This is a genomic window from Bradyrhizobium sp. HKCCYLS3077, assembly GCF_051167555.1.
Taxonomy (GTDB): domain Bacteria; phylum Pseudomonadota; class Alphaproteobacteria; order Rhizobiales; family Xanthobacteraceae; genus Bradyrhizobium.
In genome coordinates this window covers 1,173,075-1,188,533 of sequence record NZ_JBNPTH010000002.1, presented here as the reverse complement: position 1 = coordinate 1,188,533, position 15,459 = coordinate 1,173,075, and the positions used below count along the sequence as shown (strand labels likewise).

Annotated in this window: 15 protein-coding genes; 8 read left to right on the top strand and 7 right to left on the bottom strand. The window is 66.4% G+C overall.

Features of this window, described 5'->3' with window-relative positions:
• Nucleotides 1-10: 10 nt before the first annotated feature.
• Together cobO and ACQR0Z_RS11595 are read left to right on the top strand one after the other, a co-directional pair.
• A complete protein-coding gene (gene cobO, locus ACQR0Z_RS11600; RefSeq protein ID WP_434918662.1) occupies nucleotides 11-619 on the top strand; it encodes a cob(I)yrinic acid a,c-diamide adenosyltransferase in 609 nt (202 codons plus the stop codon).
• Nucleotides 620-622: 3 nt separating this feature from the next.
• On the top strand, nucleotides 623-2,116 hold the full coding sequence (locus tag ACQR0Z_RS11595) for a cobyric acid synthase (RefSeq protein WP_434918661.1): 1,494 nt from the start codon (nucleotides 623-625) through the stop codon (nucleotides 2,114-2,116).
• On the opposite strand, the gene cbiB is transcribed toward ACQR0Z_RS11595, so the two are convergent.
• On the bottom strand, nucleotides 2,103-3,074 hold the full coding sequence (gene cbiB, locus ACQR0Z_RS11590) for an adenosylcobinamide-phosphate synthase CbiB (protein WP_434918660.1): 972 nt from the start codon (nucleotides 3,072-3,074) through the stop codon (nucleotides 2,103-2,105). The genes ACQR0Z_RS11595 and cbiB overlap by 14 nt on opposite strands.
• A gap of 22 nt (nucleotides 3,075-3,096) precedes the next feature.
• Here cbiB and cobD point away from each other — a divergent pair, with 22 nt between their 5' ends.
• Complete coding sequence (cobD, locus tag ACQR0Z_RS11585) at nucleotides 3,097-4,122, top strand: threonine-phosphate decarboxylase CobD (RefSeq protein ID WP_434918659.1); 1,026 nt, start codon at nucleotides 3,097-3,099, stop codon at nucleotides 4,120-4,122.
• Here the strand turns inward: cobD and cobS are convergent.
• The 3 genes from cobS to cobT are packed head-to-tail and all read right to left on the bottom strand — an operon-like array spanning nucleotide 4,119 to nucleotide 6,483.
• Nucleotides 4,119-4,838 carry an adenosylcobinamide-GDP ribazoletransferase gene (cobS, locus tag ACQR0Z_RS11580; RefSeq protein ID WP_434918658.1) on the bottom strand — a complete coding sequence of 240 codons (720 nt, stop codon included), beginning with the start codon at nucleotides 4,836-4,838 and terminating at the stop codon, nucleotides 4,119-4,121. The genes cobD and cobS overlap by 4 nt on opposite strands.
• On the bottom strand, nucleotides 4,835-5,428 hold the full coding sequence (locus ACQR0Z_RS11575; RefSeq protein WP_434918657.1) for a histidine phosphatase family protein: 594 nt from the start codon (nucleotides 5,426-5,428) through the stop codon (nucleotides 4,835-4,837). Before ACQR0Z_RS11575 ends, cobS begins: the two co-directional genes overlap by 4 nt.
• The gene (gene cobT / locus ACQR0Z_RS11570) at nucleotides 5,428-6,483 is read right to left on the bottom strand and encodes a nicotinate-nucleotide--dimethylbenzimidazole phosphoribosyltransferase (protein ID WP_434918656.1); all 1,056 of its coding nucleotides are present in this window, start codon (nucleotides 6,481-6,483) and stop codon (nucleotides 5,428-5,430) included. Before cobT ends, ACQR0Z_RS11575 begins: the two co-directional genes overlap by 1 nt.
• A gap of 186 nt (nucleotides 6,484-6,669) precedes the next feature.
• Here cobT and ACQR0Z_RS11565 point away from each other — a divergent pair, with 186 nt between their 5' ends.
• On the top strand, nucleotides 6,670-9,027 hold the full coding sequence (locus tag ACQR0Z_RS11565) for an Orn/Lys/Arg decarboxylase N-terminal domain-containing protein (RefSeq protein ID WP_434918655.1): 2,358 nt from the start codon (nucleotides 6,670-6,672) through the stop codon (nucleotides 9,025-9,027).
• 7 nt (nucleotides 9,028-9,034) lie between these two features.
• Nucleotides 9,035-9,607 (top strand): GNAT family N-acetyltransferase, encoded by a 573-nt coding sequence (locus ACQR0Z_RS11560; protein ID WP_434918654.1) that lies wholly within the window; start codon nucleotides 9,035-9,037, stop codon nucleotides 9,605-9,607.
• Nucleotides 9,608-9,616: 9 nt separating this feature from the next.
• On the opposite strand, the gene ACQR0Z_RS11555 is transcribed toward ACQR0Z_RS11560, so the two are convergent.
• Both ACQR0Z_RS11555 and ACQR0Z_RS11550 read right to left on the bottom strand, forming a co-directional pair.
• A complete protein-coding gene (locus ACQR0Z_RS11555; protein WP_434861933.1) occupies nucleotides 9,617-9,829 on the bottom strand; it encodes a hypothetical protein in 213 nt (70 codons plus the stop codon).
• A gap of 431 nt (nucleotides 9,830-10,260) precedes the next feature.
• Nucleotides 10,261-11,310, bottom strand: coding sequence for a hydroxyacid dehydrogenase (locus ACQR0Z_RS11550; RefSeq protein ID WP_434918653.1), 1,050 nt, complete (start codon nucleotides 11,308-11,310; stop codon nucleotides 10,261-10,263).
• A gap of 145 nt (nucleotides 11,311-11,455) precedes the next feature.
• Between ACQR0Z_RS11550 and ACQR0Z_RS11545 the strand changes: the two genes are divergently transcribed.
• The 3 genes from ACQR0Z_RS11545 to ACQR0Z_RS11535 all read left to right on the top strand — a co-directional run bounded on the left by ACQR0Z_RS11545 (nucleotide 11,456) and on the right by ACQR0Z_RS11535 (nucleotide 13,063).
• Nucleotides 11,456-12,004, top strand: coding sequence for a thiamine pyrophosphate-binding protein (locus ACQR0Z_RS11545; RefSeq protein ID WP_434878300.1), 549 nt, complete (start codon nucleotides 11,456-11,458; stop codon nucleotides 12,002-12,004).
• Complete coding sequence (locus ACQR0Z_RS11540; protein ID WP_434918652.1) at nucleotides 12,001-12,600, top strand: thiamine pyrophosphate-dependent enzyme; 600 nt, start codon at nucleotides 12,001-12,003, stop codon at nucleotides 12,598-12,600. Before ACQR0Z_RS11545 ends, ACQR0Z_RS11540 begins: the two co-directional genes overlap by 4 nt.
• A gap of 109 nt (nucleotides 12,601-12,709) precedes the next feature.
• Nucleotides 12,710-13,063 (top strand): VanZ family protein, encoded by a 354-nt coding sequence (locus tag ACQR0Z_RS11535; RefSeq protein WP_434918651.1) that lies wholly within the window; start codon nucleotides 12,710-12,712, stop codon nucleotides 13,061-13,063.
• A 58-nt stretch (nucleotides 13,064-13,121) separates the two neighbouring features.
• Here ACQR0Z_RS11535 and ACQR0Z_RS11530 read toward each other — a convergent pair whose 3' ends face one another.
• Nucleotides 13,122-13,511 carry a DUF1236 domain-containing protein gene (locus ACQR0Z_RS11530; RefSeq protein WP_015665892.1) on the bottom strand — a complete coding sequence of 130 codons (390 nt, stop codon included), beginning with the start codon at nucleotides 13,509-13,511 and terminating at the stop codon, nucleotides 13,122-13,124.
• Between the last annotated feature and the right edge of the window lie 1,948 nt (nucleotides 13,512-15,459).

Genomic DNA, 15,459 nt, shown 5'->3' with positions numbered 1-15,459 from the left:
GGACTTGCCGATGACCGAGAACGCCGACGATGCGCGCCACAAGGCCAAGATGGAAAATCGCAAGGCGATTCAGGATGCCGAGGTCGCCTCGAAGACCATGGAGAAAGGCCTGCTGATCGTCCACACCGGCAAGGGCAAGGGCAAGTCGACGGCCGCCTGGGGCCTGATGCTGCGCGCGCTCGGCCGCGGCTTCCGCATCGGCGTCGTGCAATTCGGCAAAGGCGCGTGGGAAACCGGCGAGCGCAAGGCAATCGCGGCGTTCGGCGACCAGGTCTCCTGGCACACGCTCGGCGAAGGCTTCACCTGGGAAACGCAGGACCGCGCGCGCGACGTGGCCGCGGCGGAACGCGCCTGGGCCAAGGCAAAAGAATTGATGGCAGATCCGTCGATCCGGCTCGTGATCCTCGACGAGCTCAACATCGCGCTGCGCTATGATCACCTGCCGATTGCCGATGTCGTCGCGACGCTCGCCGCGCGCCGTGCCGATCTGCACGTCGTCGTCACCGGCCGCAACGCCAAGCCGGAGCTGATCGAGGCCGCCGATCTCGTGACTGAAATGAATCTCGTGAAGCATCACTTCTCGGCTGGCGTGAAGGCGCAGGAAGGCATCGAGTTCTAAGCGATGGCTGCGCGCGCGATCATGTTCCAGGGAACCGGCTCGGACGTCGGCAAATCGCTGATCGTCGCGGGGCTGGCGCGCGCGCTGACCTTGCGCGGACTGAAGGTGGCGCCGTTCAAGCCGCAGAACATGTCGAACAACGCTGCCGTCACCGCCGATGGCGGCGAGATCGGCCGCGCCCAGGCGCTGCAGGCGCGCGCCGCGCGGCGGCCGATGACGGTGCACATGAACCCGGTGCTGCTCAAGCCGCAGAGCGAGATCGGCTCGCAGGTCGTGGTGCAGGGCCGCGTCATCGGCAACGCCAAGGCCTCCGCCTATCAGGCAATGAAGCCGCAATTGATGGCGGCGGTGCTCGACAGCTTCCATCACCTCGCGGCGGATGCCGATGTCGTGCTGGTCGAGGGCGCCGGCTCGGCGTCGGAAATCAACCTGCGCGCCGGCGACATCGCCAACATGGGGTTCGCGCAGGCGACGCGAACTCCGGTGGTCGTCATCGGCGACATCGACCGCGGCGGGGTTATCGCAAGCCTCGTCGGCACAAAGGCCGTGCTCGCACCTGACGATGCAGCGCTCGTCGCCGGCTTTCTCGTGAACCGGTTTCGCGGCGATCCGACCTTGTTCGCCTCGGGCATGAATGAGATCGCGACGCGGACGGGATGGGCCTCGCTCGGGCTCATCCCGCACTTTGCCGATGCCCGACGCCTGCCGGCGGAGGATGCGCTGGGGTTGCCGGGACATGCCGCTACCGGCGGACAGCGTCCGAAGGTCGTCGTGCTCGCCTATCCCCGCATCTCCAATTTCGACGAGTTCGATCCGCTGCGGCTCGAAGACGGGATCGATCTGCAGTTCCTGCGGCCAGGCATGCCGATTCCCGGCGACGCCGCCCTCGTGATCCTGCCGGGATCGAAGGCGACCATCGCCGACCTCGCCGCTCTGCGCGAGACAGGTTGGGACATCGATCTCTCAGCGCATTTGCGGCGCGGCGGCCGCGTGCTCGGCATCTGCGGTGGCTACCAGATGCTCGGGCGGACCATCAGTGATCCCGACGGACGCGAAGGCGCGCCCGGATCGGTCGCAGGGCTCGGCCTGCTCGATGTCGACACCACCCTGACCGATGACAAGGCATTGCGCGACGTCAGCGGCAGGCTGACGACGGAGCAGATCCCGTTCCGCGGCTACGAGATGCATATCGGCCGCACCGAGGGGCCGGCCGCCCGGCATCCCTTCCTCACCTTCGCCGACGGCCGCAGCGATGGTGCGGTCGCGCGCGGCGGCCAGATCGCCGGCTGCTATGTGCACGGCCTGTTCGCCGATGATGGGCTGCGCGCGCATTGGCTGCGCGGACTCGGCGCCACGGCGAACGGTCTGGCCTATGACAGCGATGTCGAGGCGACGCTGGATGCCCTGGCCGAACACCTCGAGCGCCACGTCGACGTCAGCCGCATTCTCGCGCTCGCCACCGAGCCGTGGCGCCGAGACTCGCCTACAGCACCTTGACGAGGAAGATGACGGCGACGAACAGCGCCTGGATCAGGCAAGCCATCCGGTAGAGGCGCAATGCGCGCCGGACATCCGACGCGTTCAGATTGGCGCGTCCGTCGCCCATCCACGCATCGGTCACCAGATGTCCATGATAGGTGCGCGGCCCAGCCAGGCGCAGGCCCAAGGCTCCCGCCATCGCGGCCTCCGGCCATCCGGCATTCGGCGACCGGTGTCGCGAGGCATCGCGCGCGACGGCATGCAGCGCCGACGACGAGGATGCTCCGGGAATCAGGCGAGCGGCCGCTGCGATCCACACTGCTGACAGGCGCGAGGCCGGCAGGTTGATCAGATCATCCAGCCGCGCTGCCGCCCAGCCGAACGCGCGATGCCGATCGGACAGATGGCCGATCATGCTGTCGGCGGTGTTGATCGCCTTGTAGATCAGGATCCCGGGAAGCCCGCCCATGAACAGCCAGAACAACGGCGCGACGATACCATCGGAGAAATTCTCCGCCAAGCTCTCGATCGCGGCGCGCGACACGCCCGCCTCATCCAGCCGTTCCGGATCACGCCCGACGATCATCGCCACCGCACGGCGGCCGCCCTCGAGCCCGCCGGTCTCCAACCCCTCCGCGACAGCGGCAACGTGCGTGTCGAGGCTGCGCTGCGCCAGCAGGCTGCTGGCCAATATACCGAGGACGATCGTTGCGCCGATGTTGCCGAGAAGCGCGGTCATGAGCCAGGTGGCGGCGAGACCGATGGCGGCCATCACGGCCACGAGCAGGGCCACGAGCCCGACGCCGGACGCCCGACGCACGGCAAAGCTGTCGCCGTCCCCGTTCCAGTGGCGGTCGGCCCATGCTATCAGCGCGCCCATCCACATCACGGGATGGCCGACGCGCTGCACCAGGATCTGGGGATAACCGGCGGCCGCCTCGATGAGCAGCGCCGTAAGCGCGAGAGAGACGAACATCGATCTCCGCTGAAGGACAGATATGGACCAGAGAGCGACTAGCACGCGTTTCGAGGCGCCGGAAGCGATCGTTCACGGCGGCGATCTCGATGCGGTCAGCCGCCGCTACCCCGATGCGCCGCGTCCGTGGATCGATCTGTCGACCGGCATCAACCCGATCCCCTACTCTGTGCCCGAACTTTCCGCCGCAAGCTGGTCGCGCCTGCCGGGCAAGGACGAGGAACGCGCGCTGCGCGCGGCGGCCGCGGCGCGCTACGGCGTCCCGCAGTCCGAGATGATCGCGGCCGCGCCGGGCACGCAGGCCCTGCTGCAGATCCTGCCGCGGCTGCGCCCGCGCTCGACCGTCGCCGTGCTCGCGCCAACCTATGAGGAGCACGCGCGATGCTGGCGCCGCTGCGGTCATCGGGTCGACCTCGTCGATGACATCGCGGCACTCGCCGATGCCGACGTGGCGGTCGTGGTCAATCCCAACAATCCGACCGGCCGTCTGTATCAGCGCGATGCGCTCGTCCGACTGGCGTCGACCTTGCGCCGACATGACGGCCTGCTGATCGTCGACGAAGCCTTCATCGACCTTTATCCCGCTGACGCAAGCCTCACCGCCGATCTGCCGCCAGCCACGATCGTGTTGCGTTCGTTCGGCAAGGTCTATGGCCTTGGCGGTGTGCGCCTCGGTTTCGCGCTCGGCTCCGACGACGTGATCCAGCATATTCGCGACGACCTCGGACCGTGGGCGGTCTCGGGGCCCGCGCTCGCCATCGGAACGGCCGCACTCGCCGACGACACCTGGCTGCAACAGACCCGCGCGCGGCTGGCCCAGGATTGCGCGCGCCTCGACGCGCTTCTGTCTACAGCCGGCTGCCGCGCGATCGGCGGCACACCGCTGTTCCGGCTGGTCGCCGCGGATGGTGCGCCCGATATCGCCGAGCGGCTTGCGCGCCGTGGCATCCACGTCCGACGCTTCCCGGCACGTCCGAACTGGCTCCGCTTCGGCCTGCCCGGCGACGAAGCCCAGTGGCAGCGGCTCGGACAGGCGCTTGAACGCTAGCCGAGCACGCAGGCTGCGAGCAGCAGCGTTTCCGTCACTTCGATGCTGGCGCCATGACAGTCGCCGGTGATGCCGCCGAGCCGCCATTGCCAATAGAACGCGATCGCCGGGATCAATGCGATGGCCAAGAGCGTCGCCGGCGCTCCGGCGAGTGCGGCGACCGCGAGCACGCCGCCCCAGATCACGATGACATTCCAGCCGACGCCGTTCGTAACGCTCGCGCCCATCCCTGGCTTCAACGACAGCAGCGTCTTGGTGCAGACCAGCGTCCCCAGGCGCGCCCAGGCCGGAACGAGCAGGAGCGCCCAGGCCGTCGGCCCGGTCGCCAATTCGGCGATCAGCACCAGCTTCGCGGCAATCTGCAGCGCGATCGCAACGACGGCGAAGCTGCCGGCATGGGGATCGCCGAGCACCGCGACGAAGCGCTCCGGCTTGCCATGCGATGCGCCGAACGCATCAGCGACATCGCCAAGCCCGTCGAGATGCAGCGCGCCCGTGATCCAGATCCACGCGATCAGTACGGCGAGCGCGACGATCCAGGGATCGGCACTCTGAAAGACTCGAGCGACAATCGCGAGACAGGCGCCGATCACGAGGCCGACGGCTGGAAACCACAGCGACGCTCGCGCGAGATCATCGGGCCGAGAGTCGGCCACGCGTGGTGTCGGCAGACGCGTCAGAAACTGCAGGGCGATCCAGAATTCACGCAAGCTCATGGCTGGATGATCTCGACGATTTCGGCCCATGGCGCGCCATCCGCGCCCTGCCCGGCTTCCAGGGTGAGACGGGTGCCAGGATGAATGCGCAGGCTCCACAGTTGGCGCAAGGGCCATCCGAGCAGGTGCGCCAGCGCGGCGCGGATCGCCCCGCCATGCGTGACGACGAGGACCGACGCCAGTTCGGGTGTCACGAGAATGCGGTCAACTGCGCGCGATACCCGCGCTTGCAGATCGGCCCAGCTCTCCCCATCCGGTGCCGCCACCATCGGGTCAGCATAGAAGGCCTCGAGCAAGGCAGCCTCTTCCGGTGCGCTCATAATGTCGCTGCGCTTGCGTCCATCCCATTGCCCGAAATCGAGCTCGCTCCAATCCGGATCGACGTGCAGCGCGCAGCCGGTCCGTCGGGCATAATCCTCAGCCGCAGCACGCGCGCGCACCAACGGCGAGCTCACGACGCGGCTCCATTCCCCGCTTTGGGTCTGCTGCCGGAATTGATCCCAGCCCGCCTCGCTCAGCGGCGGATCGGTGCGGCCATCGAGATGGCCGTCTCGCCCGGTGGTCCCGTGCCGCAGCAGATCGATCCGCATCAGGTTTCGCGACCGGAGACGGCAGCCTCCGCGAACGTGGCCATGCCGTTGTGGAGCGCGCAGGCAAGCCGGATGATCGGCAGCGCCGTGGCAGCACCCGAGGCTTCGCCGAGCCTGAGATCGAGGTCGATCAGCGGGCGGGCGCCGAGCGCGTCGAGCACGACCGCATGGCCGCGCTCCGCGGAGCGATGCGAGAACAACAGCCAGGGCCGGCACGACGGATTGAGCCTGACCGCCACGAGGGCTGCGACCGAGACGATGAAGCCGTCGACCAGCACCGGCCAGCGCCGCTGCGCGGCCGCGATCATCGCGCCGGCCATCGCGATGATTTCGAGGCCCCCGACGGCGGCCAGGACATCGGCCACGGCCGCATTCGGCATCAAGCCATGCCGCGCCAGGGCTGCGGAAATCACCGCGGCTTTCCTGGCTCGCCCGTCAGCATCGAGCCCCGTGCCGCTGCCGACGATGTCGTGCGGCGCGCAGGACAGCAGCGCTGCTGCAATCGCTGCGGCCGATGTCGTATTGCCGATGCCCATCTCGCCGAAGATCACGAGATCGGGCGCGTGGTCGGCCTGCCGAGCGACCGCGCGTCGCCCGGCCTCGCAGGCGAAGGCGACCTCCTCCGGCGTCAGCGCCTGCTCCGCGCTGAAGTCACGAGTGCCGCGCCGTGGCTTGTCGACGGAAACCCCACGCACCGCGTCGACGGCGAGCGTTCCGACATCGACCACCTCCAGCGGACAGCCCAAACTGCGCGCCAGCACCGAGATCGCCGCGCCCCCGCCGGCGAAGTTGTGCAGCATCTGCACCGTCACTTCCGGCGGATAGGCCGAGACCCCCTGGGCGGCGATGCCATGGTCCCCGGCAAAAAGCACCACCGGAACCCGCTCCGCCGCCGGCCGCTCGGAGGCCTGCAGCGCCGCCAGCTCGACCGCGACCTCCTCCAGCCGCCCGAGCGCGCCGAGCGGCTTGGTCAGTTGCGCCTGGCGCGCCAGGGCTGCCTCGCGATGCGAGTGGGAGGGCGCTGGGCATTCGGCGCTGATCCAGTCGGGGAGCAAGATGGGTCCTTTCAGCGTTCCTGGTCGCGGACGATTGCCACCGGCGCACCGCCAAGACAAGCGCATCGGCAGCTTCTGCGGAACCGGCAGCCGGACGACCGCCTCCCTCCGGCCAGCGCCCGGCTGTCATCCAACTGTCATCGAACCATCCGACAGGTTTCTGCCCCACCCAGCCGAAAGATGCCCATGGATTATTTCCGCCGCTTCACCTTCCTGTTCGCCGCACCTGTGTTCGAGACCGACGACCTCGCCGGCGTCCGCTTCAACCAGATCATCGAGGAGATCCAGCGTTCGGGCTTCGAGGTCGTGCGCGCCCGCAAGCTGGAGGACGCCGAGATCGCGGTGCAGACGGATGCCGCGATCGGCTGCATGGTGGTCGATTGGGGCAAGAAGGGGCTGGAGGGCAAGACGGCATCGCTGATCAACCTGATGCGGCGGCGCGGCCTGGACTTCCCGATCATCCTGTTGATTCGGCGCAAGCGCTTCGAGGATCTGCCGGTCGAGGTGCTCGACTTCATCGACGGCTACGTCTTCCTCTCGGAGGAAACGCCGGCGTTCATCGCCAAGAATCTGATCAGCCGGCTCAAGCAATATGCCGAGACCTTGAAGACGCCGTTCTTCGGCACGCTGGTCGACTATGCCGAGGAAGGCAACCAGCTCTGGACCTGCCCCGGGCACAATGGCGGCGTGTTCTACAGCCGCAGCCCGATCGGGCGCATCTTCGTCGAGCATCTCGGCGAGGCCGTGTTCCGCGACGACCTCGACAATTCCGTGCTCGATCTCGGGGATCTTCTCACCCATGAGGGACCGGCGCTGCGGGCTCAGAAGGAGGCGGCGCAGATCTTCGGCGCCGAGAAGACCTATTTCGTCCTCAACGGCACCTCGACCTCCAACAAGGTGGTGCTGGGCGCACTGGTCACCGACGGCGATCTCGTGCTGTTCGACCGCAACAACCACAAGGCCGCCCATCACGGCGCCCTGCTGATCGCCGGCGGCGTGCCGGTCTACGTCCCGACCGTCCGCAACGCCTGGGGCCTGATCGGGCCGATGCGCTGGGACCTGCTCGACGAGGAGCATCTGCGGCAGCGGATCCGCAACAATCCGCTCGTCAAGGACCCCGACGTCTGGCGCAAGGAGCGGCCTTTCCGGGTCGCCGTGGTCGAGCAGTGCACCTATGACGGCACCATCCACAGCGCCGAGATGATCCTCAAGCGCATCGGGCACCTCTGCGAGTACATCATGTTCGACGAGGCCTGGGCGGGGTTCATGAAGTTCCACCCGCTCTATGCGGGCCGCTTCGCGATGGGCCTGTCCGAGCTCGGCCCCGATGCGCCCGGCATCATCGCCACGCAGTCGACCCACAAGCAGCTCGCGAGCTTCTCGCAGGCCTCGCAGATCCACATCAAGGACCGCCACATCAAGGGCCAGCGCCGTCGCGTCGAGCATCGCCGCTTCAACGAAAGCTTCATGCAGCACGCCTCGACCTCGCCGTTCTATCCGCTGTTCGCCTCGCTCGACGTCGGCGCACAGATGATGAAGGGCCGCTCCGGCGAGGTGCTGTGGGACGACACGATCCGGCTCGGCATCGAATTGCGCAAGAAGATCAGGGCGATGCGGCGGGAGTTCGAGGAGAAGGAGAAGGATCCGGCGCGGCGCTGGTTCTTCGAGCCGTTCGTCCCCGACCGTGTCTCAATCCCCGATGCAGCGAGCCCCGGCGGCCGGCATGACGTCGCCTGGGAGGCGATCTCGACCGATCAGCTCGCGACCGACGCCGCGCTCTGGCAGCTCGCGCCCGGCGAGGCCTGGCACGGCTTCCCGGATCTCGCGCCCGGTTTCGCGATGACCGATCCGAACAAGCTCACCCTGCTCACCCCCGGCTTCGACCGCGCCACCGGCGGCTATGCCGAGCACGGCATCCCGGCGCCGGTCGTCGCGCAATATCTGCGCGAGAACCGGATCGTCGCCGAGAAGAACGACCTCAACTCGCTGCTCTTCCTGCTGACGCCGGGGGTCGAGGCGAGCAAGGCCGGCACGCTCATCAGCGGTCTCGTCGCCTTCAAGCGGCTGCACGATGACAACGTGCTGCTGGAGGACGCCATCCCCGAGTTCACCCGCAAGCGCTACCAGCGCTACGGCAAGACCCGGCTGCGCGATCTCTGCGCCGACATGCACCGCTTCTACCGCGAGGCGGAGGTGAGCGCGCTGCAGGCCAGGCAGTTCCAGCCGCAGCATCTGCCCGAGATCGCGCTGTCGCCGCGGGAGGCGGCGCGCGCGTTGATGCGCAACGAGGTCGACTACCTGCCGATCGAGGAGATCGCGGGCCGCATCGCCACGACGCCGTTCGTGGTCTACCCGCCGGGCATCGCGACCATCGTGCCGGGCGAGCGGCTGTCGGAGCGCGCCAAGCCGATGATCGATTACCTCAAGATGTTCGAGCGCGCCTTCAACACCTTCCCCGGTTTCGACGTCGAGATTCAGGGATTGTACAAGGAGATCGACGAATCTGGCCGGATCCGGCTCTACACCTATGTCTGCGCAGAGTAATTCGCCCATGGACGACACCGCCCCCGTTCTCGACACCGAGCCTCCGGTGCTGGTGCGTCCGTCGCGCGATGAGGACGTCGAGGCGATGCTGTCGATCTACCGGCGGCACGTCCGCCGGGGTGTCGAGGACAGTGCGGCCGGCACCGGCGCGCCCGAACCCGATGATCTCAAGCAGCGGCGCAAGAATTTGCGCAGCCAGCGCCTGCCGCATCTGGTGGCGACGTTCCGCGGCGAGGTCGTCGGCTATGCCTATGTCGTGCAGTTCAGGAAGCGGCCGGCCTATCGCTTCGCGGTCAAGCACTCGATCTACGTCCATCACGAGCATCTCGGCCGCGGCGTCGGCCGGCTGTTGATGCAGGCGCTGATCGATGCCTGCGCGGCGGCGGGCTATCGGCAGATGATCGGCTACATCGACGCCGACAACACCGCCTCGCTCGGGATCCACGAGCGGTTCGGCTTCGCCCGGGTTGGCCTGCTGCCCGGCGTCGCCTTCCGCTACGGGCGCTGGTCGGACACCGTGATGGTCCAGCGCTCCCTCGGCCCGGGCGCGACCGAGGCGCCGGCGGCCCTCGGCCGCTGAAGCTCGCCATCAGGACGGAAAATCCGCCGCCTTCACTTCCATGCGGTCGGCGTGCAGCGACCAGTCGCGCAGGTTCTGCGTCTTGCAGAACTCCTGTTTGGCGATTTCTGCCGCCTCGCCTTCGCTCTCCGCCTCAACCTCCAGCGTGCTCTGGCAGATTTCGCACTGGCGGCCGTTCTCGCCCAGCACGTCCTTCATGAAATGGATGACATAGCGCGACATGCAACCTCCCTGCATCCTGAAGCAGTGCTCGAAGGTGATGTTACCGCGCTTGGGCGCTCGCTGTTGACCGATATCAAGCAGCCGACGCAAATAATTGATGCGGCTGACGGAACCGGCTCAGGCGCCGGCCGAGGGCAGGCTCGCGGCGGCGATGGCGACAAACCTGGAGACCGCGCGCCGCACGCGGCCAGGAGCAGACTTCAGGATGGCGTTCAGCCGGCGCATTGGACCTGTTTCCCTTCGGCGCCGAGCGAAAGATCAGGCTTAAGCTCATGGCGCTCCTGGAAAAATGAGGGCCGGCCGGCCGACTGTCGAGACGGCGGCGGAAATAGCAATGTCCGCTTCGCCGTGGCCGTTCCGGAGAGAAGATTTATTGCTGCGCCGCGGCCTGCGACGCATGAAATCTTCTCCGCCTCTTCCGCCCCCCTCGCCTACTCCGGCGTCACTCCGAACGCCTCGCGGAACCTTGCGCTGTAGCGCGGCCACGCCTCCGGGTTGATCAGCCGCGGCGGGCGGCTGCCATCGAGCGCGGCGAGCAGCTGCTCGGCGGCGATCCGCCCCATGTTCTGCCGCGCCTCGCGGGTCACGCCGGCGGTGTGCGGGCTCGCCAGCACGTTGTCGAGCTGCAGCAGCGGATGGTCCGGCGGCGGCGGCTCCTTGGACCAGACGTCGAGCCCGGCCCCGGCGATGCGCTGTTCGGTCAAGGCCGCGAGCAGCGCGTCCTCGTCATGGATGAAGCCGCGGGCCGTGGTGACGAAATAGGCGCTCGGCTGCATCAGCGCGAACTCGGCTGCGCCGATCATGCCGCGGCTCTCCCGGGTCAGCGGGCAGTTGATCGAGACGAAGTCCGAGCGCCGCATCAGCTCGTGCAGCTCCACCTTCTCCGCCCCGCGCGCGGCGATCTCCTCGGCCGAGAGGTACGGATCGTAGGCCAGCACCGTCATGCCGAGCAGGCCGCCGCACAGCTCGGCCACCCGCCGGCCGACATTGCCGAGGCCGACGATGCCCACCGTGCGGCCCTGCACCTCGTTGCCGATCAGGTCGTTGCGGTTGACGTCGCGCTCGCGCCGCAGCCTGCGGTCGGACTGGATGATGCGCTTTGACAGGGTCAGCATCATGCCGAGCGTGTGCTCGGCGACCGAGTGCGCATTGCCGCCGGACTGGTTCACCACCAGCACGCCGGCCGCCGTGCAGGCCTCGACATCGACCGGATCGTAGCCGGCGCCATTGCTCGACACGATCAGCAGGTTCGGGGCACGGCGCAGCAGATCGGCATCGACGTGAAAGCGCGGGGCGAGTTCGTCGCGGGCGGCGCCGATCTGGTAGGCATGCGCCGCCGCGAGGATCGGCGTCGTCTCGGCCTCGGCGCTGTCGTTCTCCAGCCGGTCGAGGCGGACGTCGGGACGCGCGGCGAGCAGCTCGCTGAAGATCGGGTGCGCGAGATATTTGACGTAGAAGACGCGCTTCGAATTCGCGGCCATGGACAGGCGACCTCCTGGTTGTTGCTCTTGATTGCGGCCTCGAACGGCGGATGCCTGACCGGCCGGCGCGGCATGTTGACAATCGTCCGCGCCGCGTCAAGCTCGGGCCGACGCCGCGCAAGCCCGGCGCATGGGAGGACGAACCATGGCGGCCGATGCCGGCGCGGCACGATCAGCATCCGCTCCGAACTGGCACGAGATCGTGCTGACCGCGCTCAAGCGCAACGAGGTCAGCCTCGTCCCCTATGTTCCCGACCGCGTCCTCACGCCGCTGATCCAGGGCCTGCACGACGACTCCTCTTTCACGACCTTCGCCACCGCGCGCGAAGAGGAAGCGGTCGGCATTCTCGCCGGGGCCTGGATGGGCGGACGGCGCGGCGCGCTCTTGATGCAGACCTCCGGCTTCGCGACCCTGCCGAACGCGCTCGCCTCGCTGGTCGTGCCCTGCCAGATCCCGCTGATCATGATCGTCTCCGAGCGCGGCACGCTCGGCGAGTTCAATGTCGGCCAGTCGCTGGTGTGCCGGACGATGCGGCCGGTGCTCGATGCGCTGGCGATCGAGCATCACACCATGACGCGCCTCGACGAGCTCGACTTCATCGTCGACCGTTCGATCAAGCAGGCGGTCGCCACGCAGGCGCCGGTGGCGCTGATCCTGTCGCCGCTGCTCACGGGCGGAAAGGTGTTCGCATGAGCGACCGCACCCGCAACACCAAGATCATGAATCGCTTCGACCTCACACGCCGGCTGGTGACCAGGCTGACGCAAGAGGAAGCCGTGATCGGCGGCATCGGCAACACCAATTTCGACCTCTGGGCGACGGGGGCGCGGCCGCAGAATTTCTACATGCTCGGCAGCATGGGACTCGCCTGCCCGATCGCGCTCGGCGTCGCGCTTGCGCAGCCGCAACGCCGCGTGTTCGCGCTCGAAGGCGATGGCTCGCTGCTGATGCAGCTGGGCTGCCTGACCACGATTGCGACGCTGGCGCCGAACAATTTGGCCATCATCGTCATGGACAATGGCATCTACCAGATCACCGGCGGCCAGCCGACTCCCGCGCGGGATGCCGACATCGTGGCCATCGCGTCCGGCTGCGGCATTGCCGCCAGCCACTGGGCCGCCGACGAGGAGGATCTAGAGAGACTGGTCGACGTCGCACTGACCACGGACGGCCCGATGCTGATCGGGGCCCGGATCGACGACACGACCGGCGTCGGCGCCACCCGGCGCGATCCCTCGCAGATCCGCGAGCGCTTCATGCAGGGACTGGGCGTTCGGCAGCCGATCTGACGGGCGCGCCGGTCCTGGGAAACGGCCCTGGCCTGTCGCCGTTAACTACACCGACGCCTCAAGCGGCTGTGAGCCCGGCTTGTGGCCCGGAACGTGCTAAGCAGGATACATGAAACTGGCTTTTAAATGGTCTGCCTGGCTGCTTGCCGCAGCCGTCGCTTTTGCAACCCTCGGCCCGCCAAGTTCTCGGCCTCATTCGCATCTCGGACAGGATGGCGAGCACGCGCTCGCTTTCGTCCTGATCGGGCTGGCCTTCGGCCTCGCTTACAGCAGTCACCGTGTGCGAACCGCCGCCATCGCCGTGATCCTGATCGGCGCTCTCGAGCTCGCGCAGTTCCTGGCGCCCGGGCGCCACGCGCGGCTGGAGGATTTCGTCGTCGATGCGGCGACCGCCTGTATCGGCTTCGGCCTGGCGGCCGTGCTGGATTGGCTCGCGCGGCAATTCCGTCCGCAAACCACCTGATGCGCGAAGGGCCCCGCCGCTGTCGCAGCGAGGCCCTCGTGGCGTGGGTCGCGTCAGATCACTCGATGATCTTGATGACGCGGCGGGTGCGCGGATCGACGATGACGCGGCGATCGTTCACGACGGCGTAGCGATACTCGGTGTAGCGCGGCACCGGGCGCAGCTCGACGGTGTCGGGCAGCGGCTCGCCGACCACGACGCGCTCGCGCACGACGACCGACGGCGCACGCTCCGCATCGATCGAGGTGATCACGGCGTTCGGAATTTCCACGGCAGCGCCGACAGCGGCGCCCACCGTGCCGCCGACCATCGCGCCGACCGGACCGGCGACGGCACCACCTGCGGCCGCGCCATTGGCGGCGCCTTCGACGGTGGTGGACTGGGCGAACGCGGCGGTCGAGGCCAGCAGCGACGTGGCGATCAGCGAAACGGCAAGACGGGTCCTCATCATTCTCTCCTCCAGTGTGTTCAAGGTGCCCGCTCAACACCGAGGGCTCGCTCGCGGTTCCGGTTCCAGATGGCCGAAACTTCATCATTTTCCCAGGAACGGACAGCGAGGATCCGCACCTGGAGATGACAAAGAGGGTTCAAGGTCTATCCACGTTTCAAACAGCGGCGCGCATGAGCGACCTCGCGGCGGATCACGCCCGAGTTCTGGGATCGGTCGCCCTTCGATGAGATCGAGAGGGCGCAGGGAATGCCGGGTGAAGGCCCCACCCATGGCCCGCCTGCGGAAAAAAATGCAGGCGGCAGGTACCACAGGCAAAGCCGGTCAACCGGCATTCCCTGCGCGGCGGTCTTAACGCTTCCTTCGTGCTCTCCCCGGGGACCGGCTGATTTGACCCCGTCGTCCGCGCGAGGACATGAGCCCTCGACACGGCCTTGACCTCGGCACCGGGAGGCCAGGACCACACGACTTCGCGTCCGTGATGTGTCGTTCGTCCACATGCGCAAGCGCACGCTGCGACACCTCACGGCCACCGCATCCCCGCCTCACGTGTCGTGACGATCGCGCGCAACGTCCCTCTCAACGAGGCAGGATGGGTGCATCATGCATGATTTCTGAGAAAAAGAAACTGTTTTCTTTGACTGTCGCCCGCGAGCGCGACAACAAGTTGATCAAGAAAGCGAATTCGATTGATGCGACACAGCACGTTACGCCTCTCGTGCTTGCGGTCCGAACCGGAAGTGCGCAAAGGTCAGGAACTGATTTGCCCGTCGGGCACACGCCCGACTCAGTCCCGACCTTCAGATCGACGTTGAGACGTCCGCCTTCAGCCACAACCGGAAGCAAATCATTGACTGCCGGAGGACCGCTTTGGCGATCAACCGGAAGCAAGCCATAGGAATGACGGAAGCCTGCTTTTGCCCAAAGCTGATATTCCAACTCGCTTCGAAATGAATGACACTGATCGATTTGTTCAGTGCTCACTCTCCTTGTAGACGCACTCGATTTCCGTCAACGTCTCGCGCGCTCGGGGAGCTAAATTCGCTGGGGTATAAACGTGGCATTTTCTGTGGCACTATCTAATCGACCTGACACCGAAGATGTGATCGTGGTCAGCTCATTGGCCGCCGTTGCACTATGGCTGTTTCTTGGATTGCCGTTTTTGTACTCAGATCAGCAGGGGGCGGATGTGACGTGGATACCCAGTGTGTTGATTGGATTCCTCGGAGGAAGTGTAGTGGCTTCGCTCCTAACTTGGATTCGTAGTTGGTGGTCTCGCCCAATTCTAAGCGCGCACCTGATCCAAGGTAAAGGTTGCTATGTAACCACCGCACGGGGCAATCCAGTCCCTACACATGACGCCAAGTTCCTGCGTTTAATCATCCAAAATCAAGGCCGGTCTACGGTGCATAACTGCAAAGGCTACATAATTGGAATTCAGCACTCAGCGAATGGTATGAATACCGACGTGCAGGAAGAGGTCCTGGAGCTCGAGTGGTCCAACGGTAGCCCTTCCAGTCCGCGCAGCATTCCCCCAAGCGCCTTTTTTTACCTGAATCTGGCTTCACTCGACTTGATGCCTGGAGCACATACTTTGTGGCTTGGTGTCTCCTGGATGCCAAACCATTATGTTCACATATTTGGGAACAACGCTCCGGCCGCTTCTTTTGAGCTATTGGTCAGAGTCGTCGCTGACAATTGTAGCCCCATTGACAGATCAGTTCGCTTCAATTTTGACCCCCAATCGCACGACTTATTTTTTCAATACGACTGATAGAGCTCTTACGAGGCAGTGATCCGCCGCACCATGCGAGCATGGAAACTCGCGTCGTCAGCACCATCCGCGAGTGGCGCTATCAGGCATAACGGTGACAGTGCAATTTTTATGCTCAAGGTTTTTACACTTTCGCCGTTATCGGCAGTCCGAGCGGGCTGTACGCTGGGCACC

What these genes read in the sequence shown, in the direction of transcription:
- ACQR0Z_RS11565 (WP_434918655.1), top strand. Translation starts at nt 6,670, where the DNA reads ATGGATTATTTCCGCCGCTTCACCTTCCTGTTCGCCGCACCTGTGTTC.
- cbiB (WP_434918660.1), bottom strand. Translation starts at nt 3,074, where the DNA reads ATGTTCGTCTCTCTCGCGCTTACGGCGCTGCTCATCGAGGCGGCCGCC.
- ACQR0Z_RS11530 (WP_015665892.1), bottom strand. Translation starts at nt 13,511, where the DNA reads ATGAGGACCCGTCTTGCCGTTTCGCTGATCGCCACGTCGCTGCTGGCC.
- ACQR0Z_RS11575 (WP_434918657.1), bottom strand. Translation starts at nt 5,428, where the DNA reads ATGCGGATCGATCTGCTGCGGCACGGGACCACCGGGCGAGACGGCCAT.
- ACQR0Z_RS11550 (WP_434918653.1), bottom strand. Translation starts at nt 11,310, where the DNA reads ATGGCCGCGAATTCGAAGCGCGTCTTCTACGTCAAATATCTCGCGCAC.
- ACQR0Z_RS11535 (WP_434918651.1), top strand. Translation starts at nt 12,710, where the DNA reads ATGAAACTGGCTTTTAAATGGTCTGCCTGGCTGCTTGCCGCAGCCGTC.
- ACQR0Z_RS11595 (WP_434918661.1), top strand. Translation starts at nt 623, where the DNA reads ATGGCTGCGCGCGCGATCATGTTCCAGGGAACCGGCTCGGACGTCGGC.
- cobD (WP_434918659.1), top strand. Translation starts at nt 3,097, where the DNA reads ATGGACCAGAGAGCGACTAGCACGCGTTTCGAGGCGCCGGAAGCGATC.
- ACQR0Z_RS11560 (WP_434918654.1), top strand. Translation starts at nt 9,035, where the DNA reads ATGGACGACACCGCCCCCGTTCTCGACACCGAGCCTCCGGTGCTGGTG.
- ACQR0Z_RS11545 (WP_434878300.1), top strand. Translation starts at nt 11,456, where the DNA reads ATGGCGGCCGATGCCGGCGCGGCACGATCAGCATCCGCTCCGAACTGG.
- cobS (WP_434918658.1), bottom strand. Translation starts at nt 4,838, where the DNA reads ATGAGCTTGCGTGAATTCTGGATCGCCCTGCAGTTTCTGACGCGTCTG.
- ACQR0Z_RS11555 (WP_434861933.1), bottom strand. Translation starts at nt 9,829, where the DNA reads ATGTCGCGCTATGTCATCCATTTCATGAAGGACGTGCTGGGCGAGAAC.
- cobO (WP_434918662.1), top strand. Translation starts at nt 11, where the DNA reads ATGACCGAGAACGCCGACGATGCGCGCCACAAGGCCAAGATGGAAAAT.
- ACQR0Z_RS11540 (WP_434918652.1), top strand. Translation starts at nt 12,001, where the DNA reads ATGAGCGACCGCACCCGCAACACCAAGATCATGAATCGCTTCGACCTC.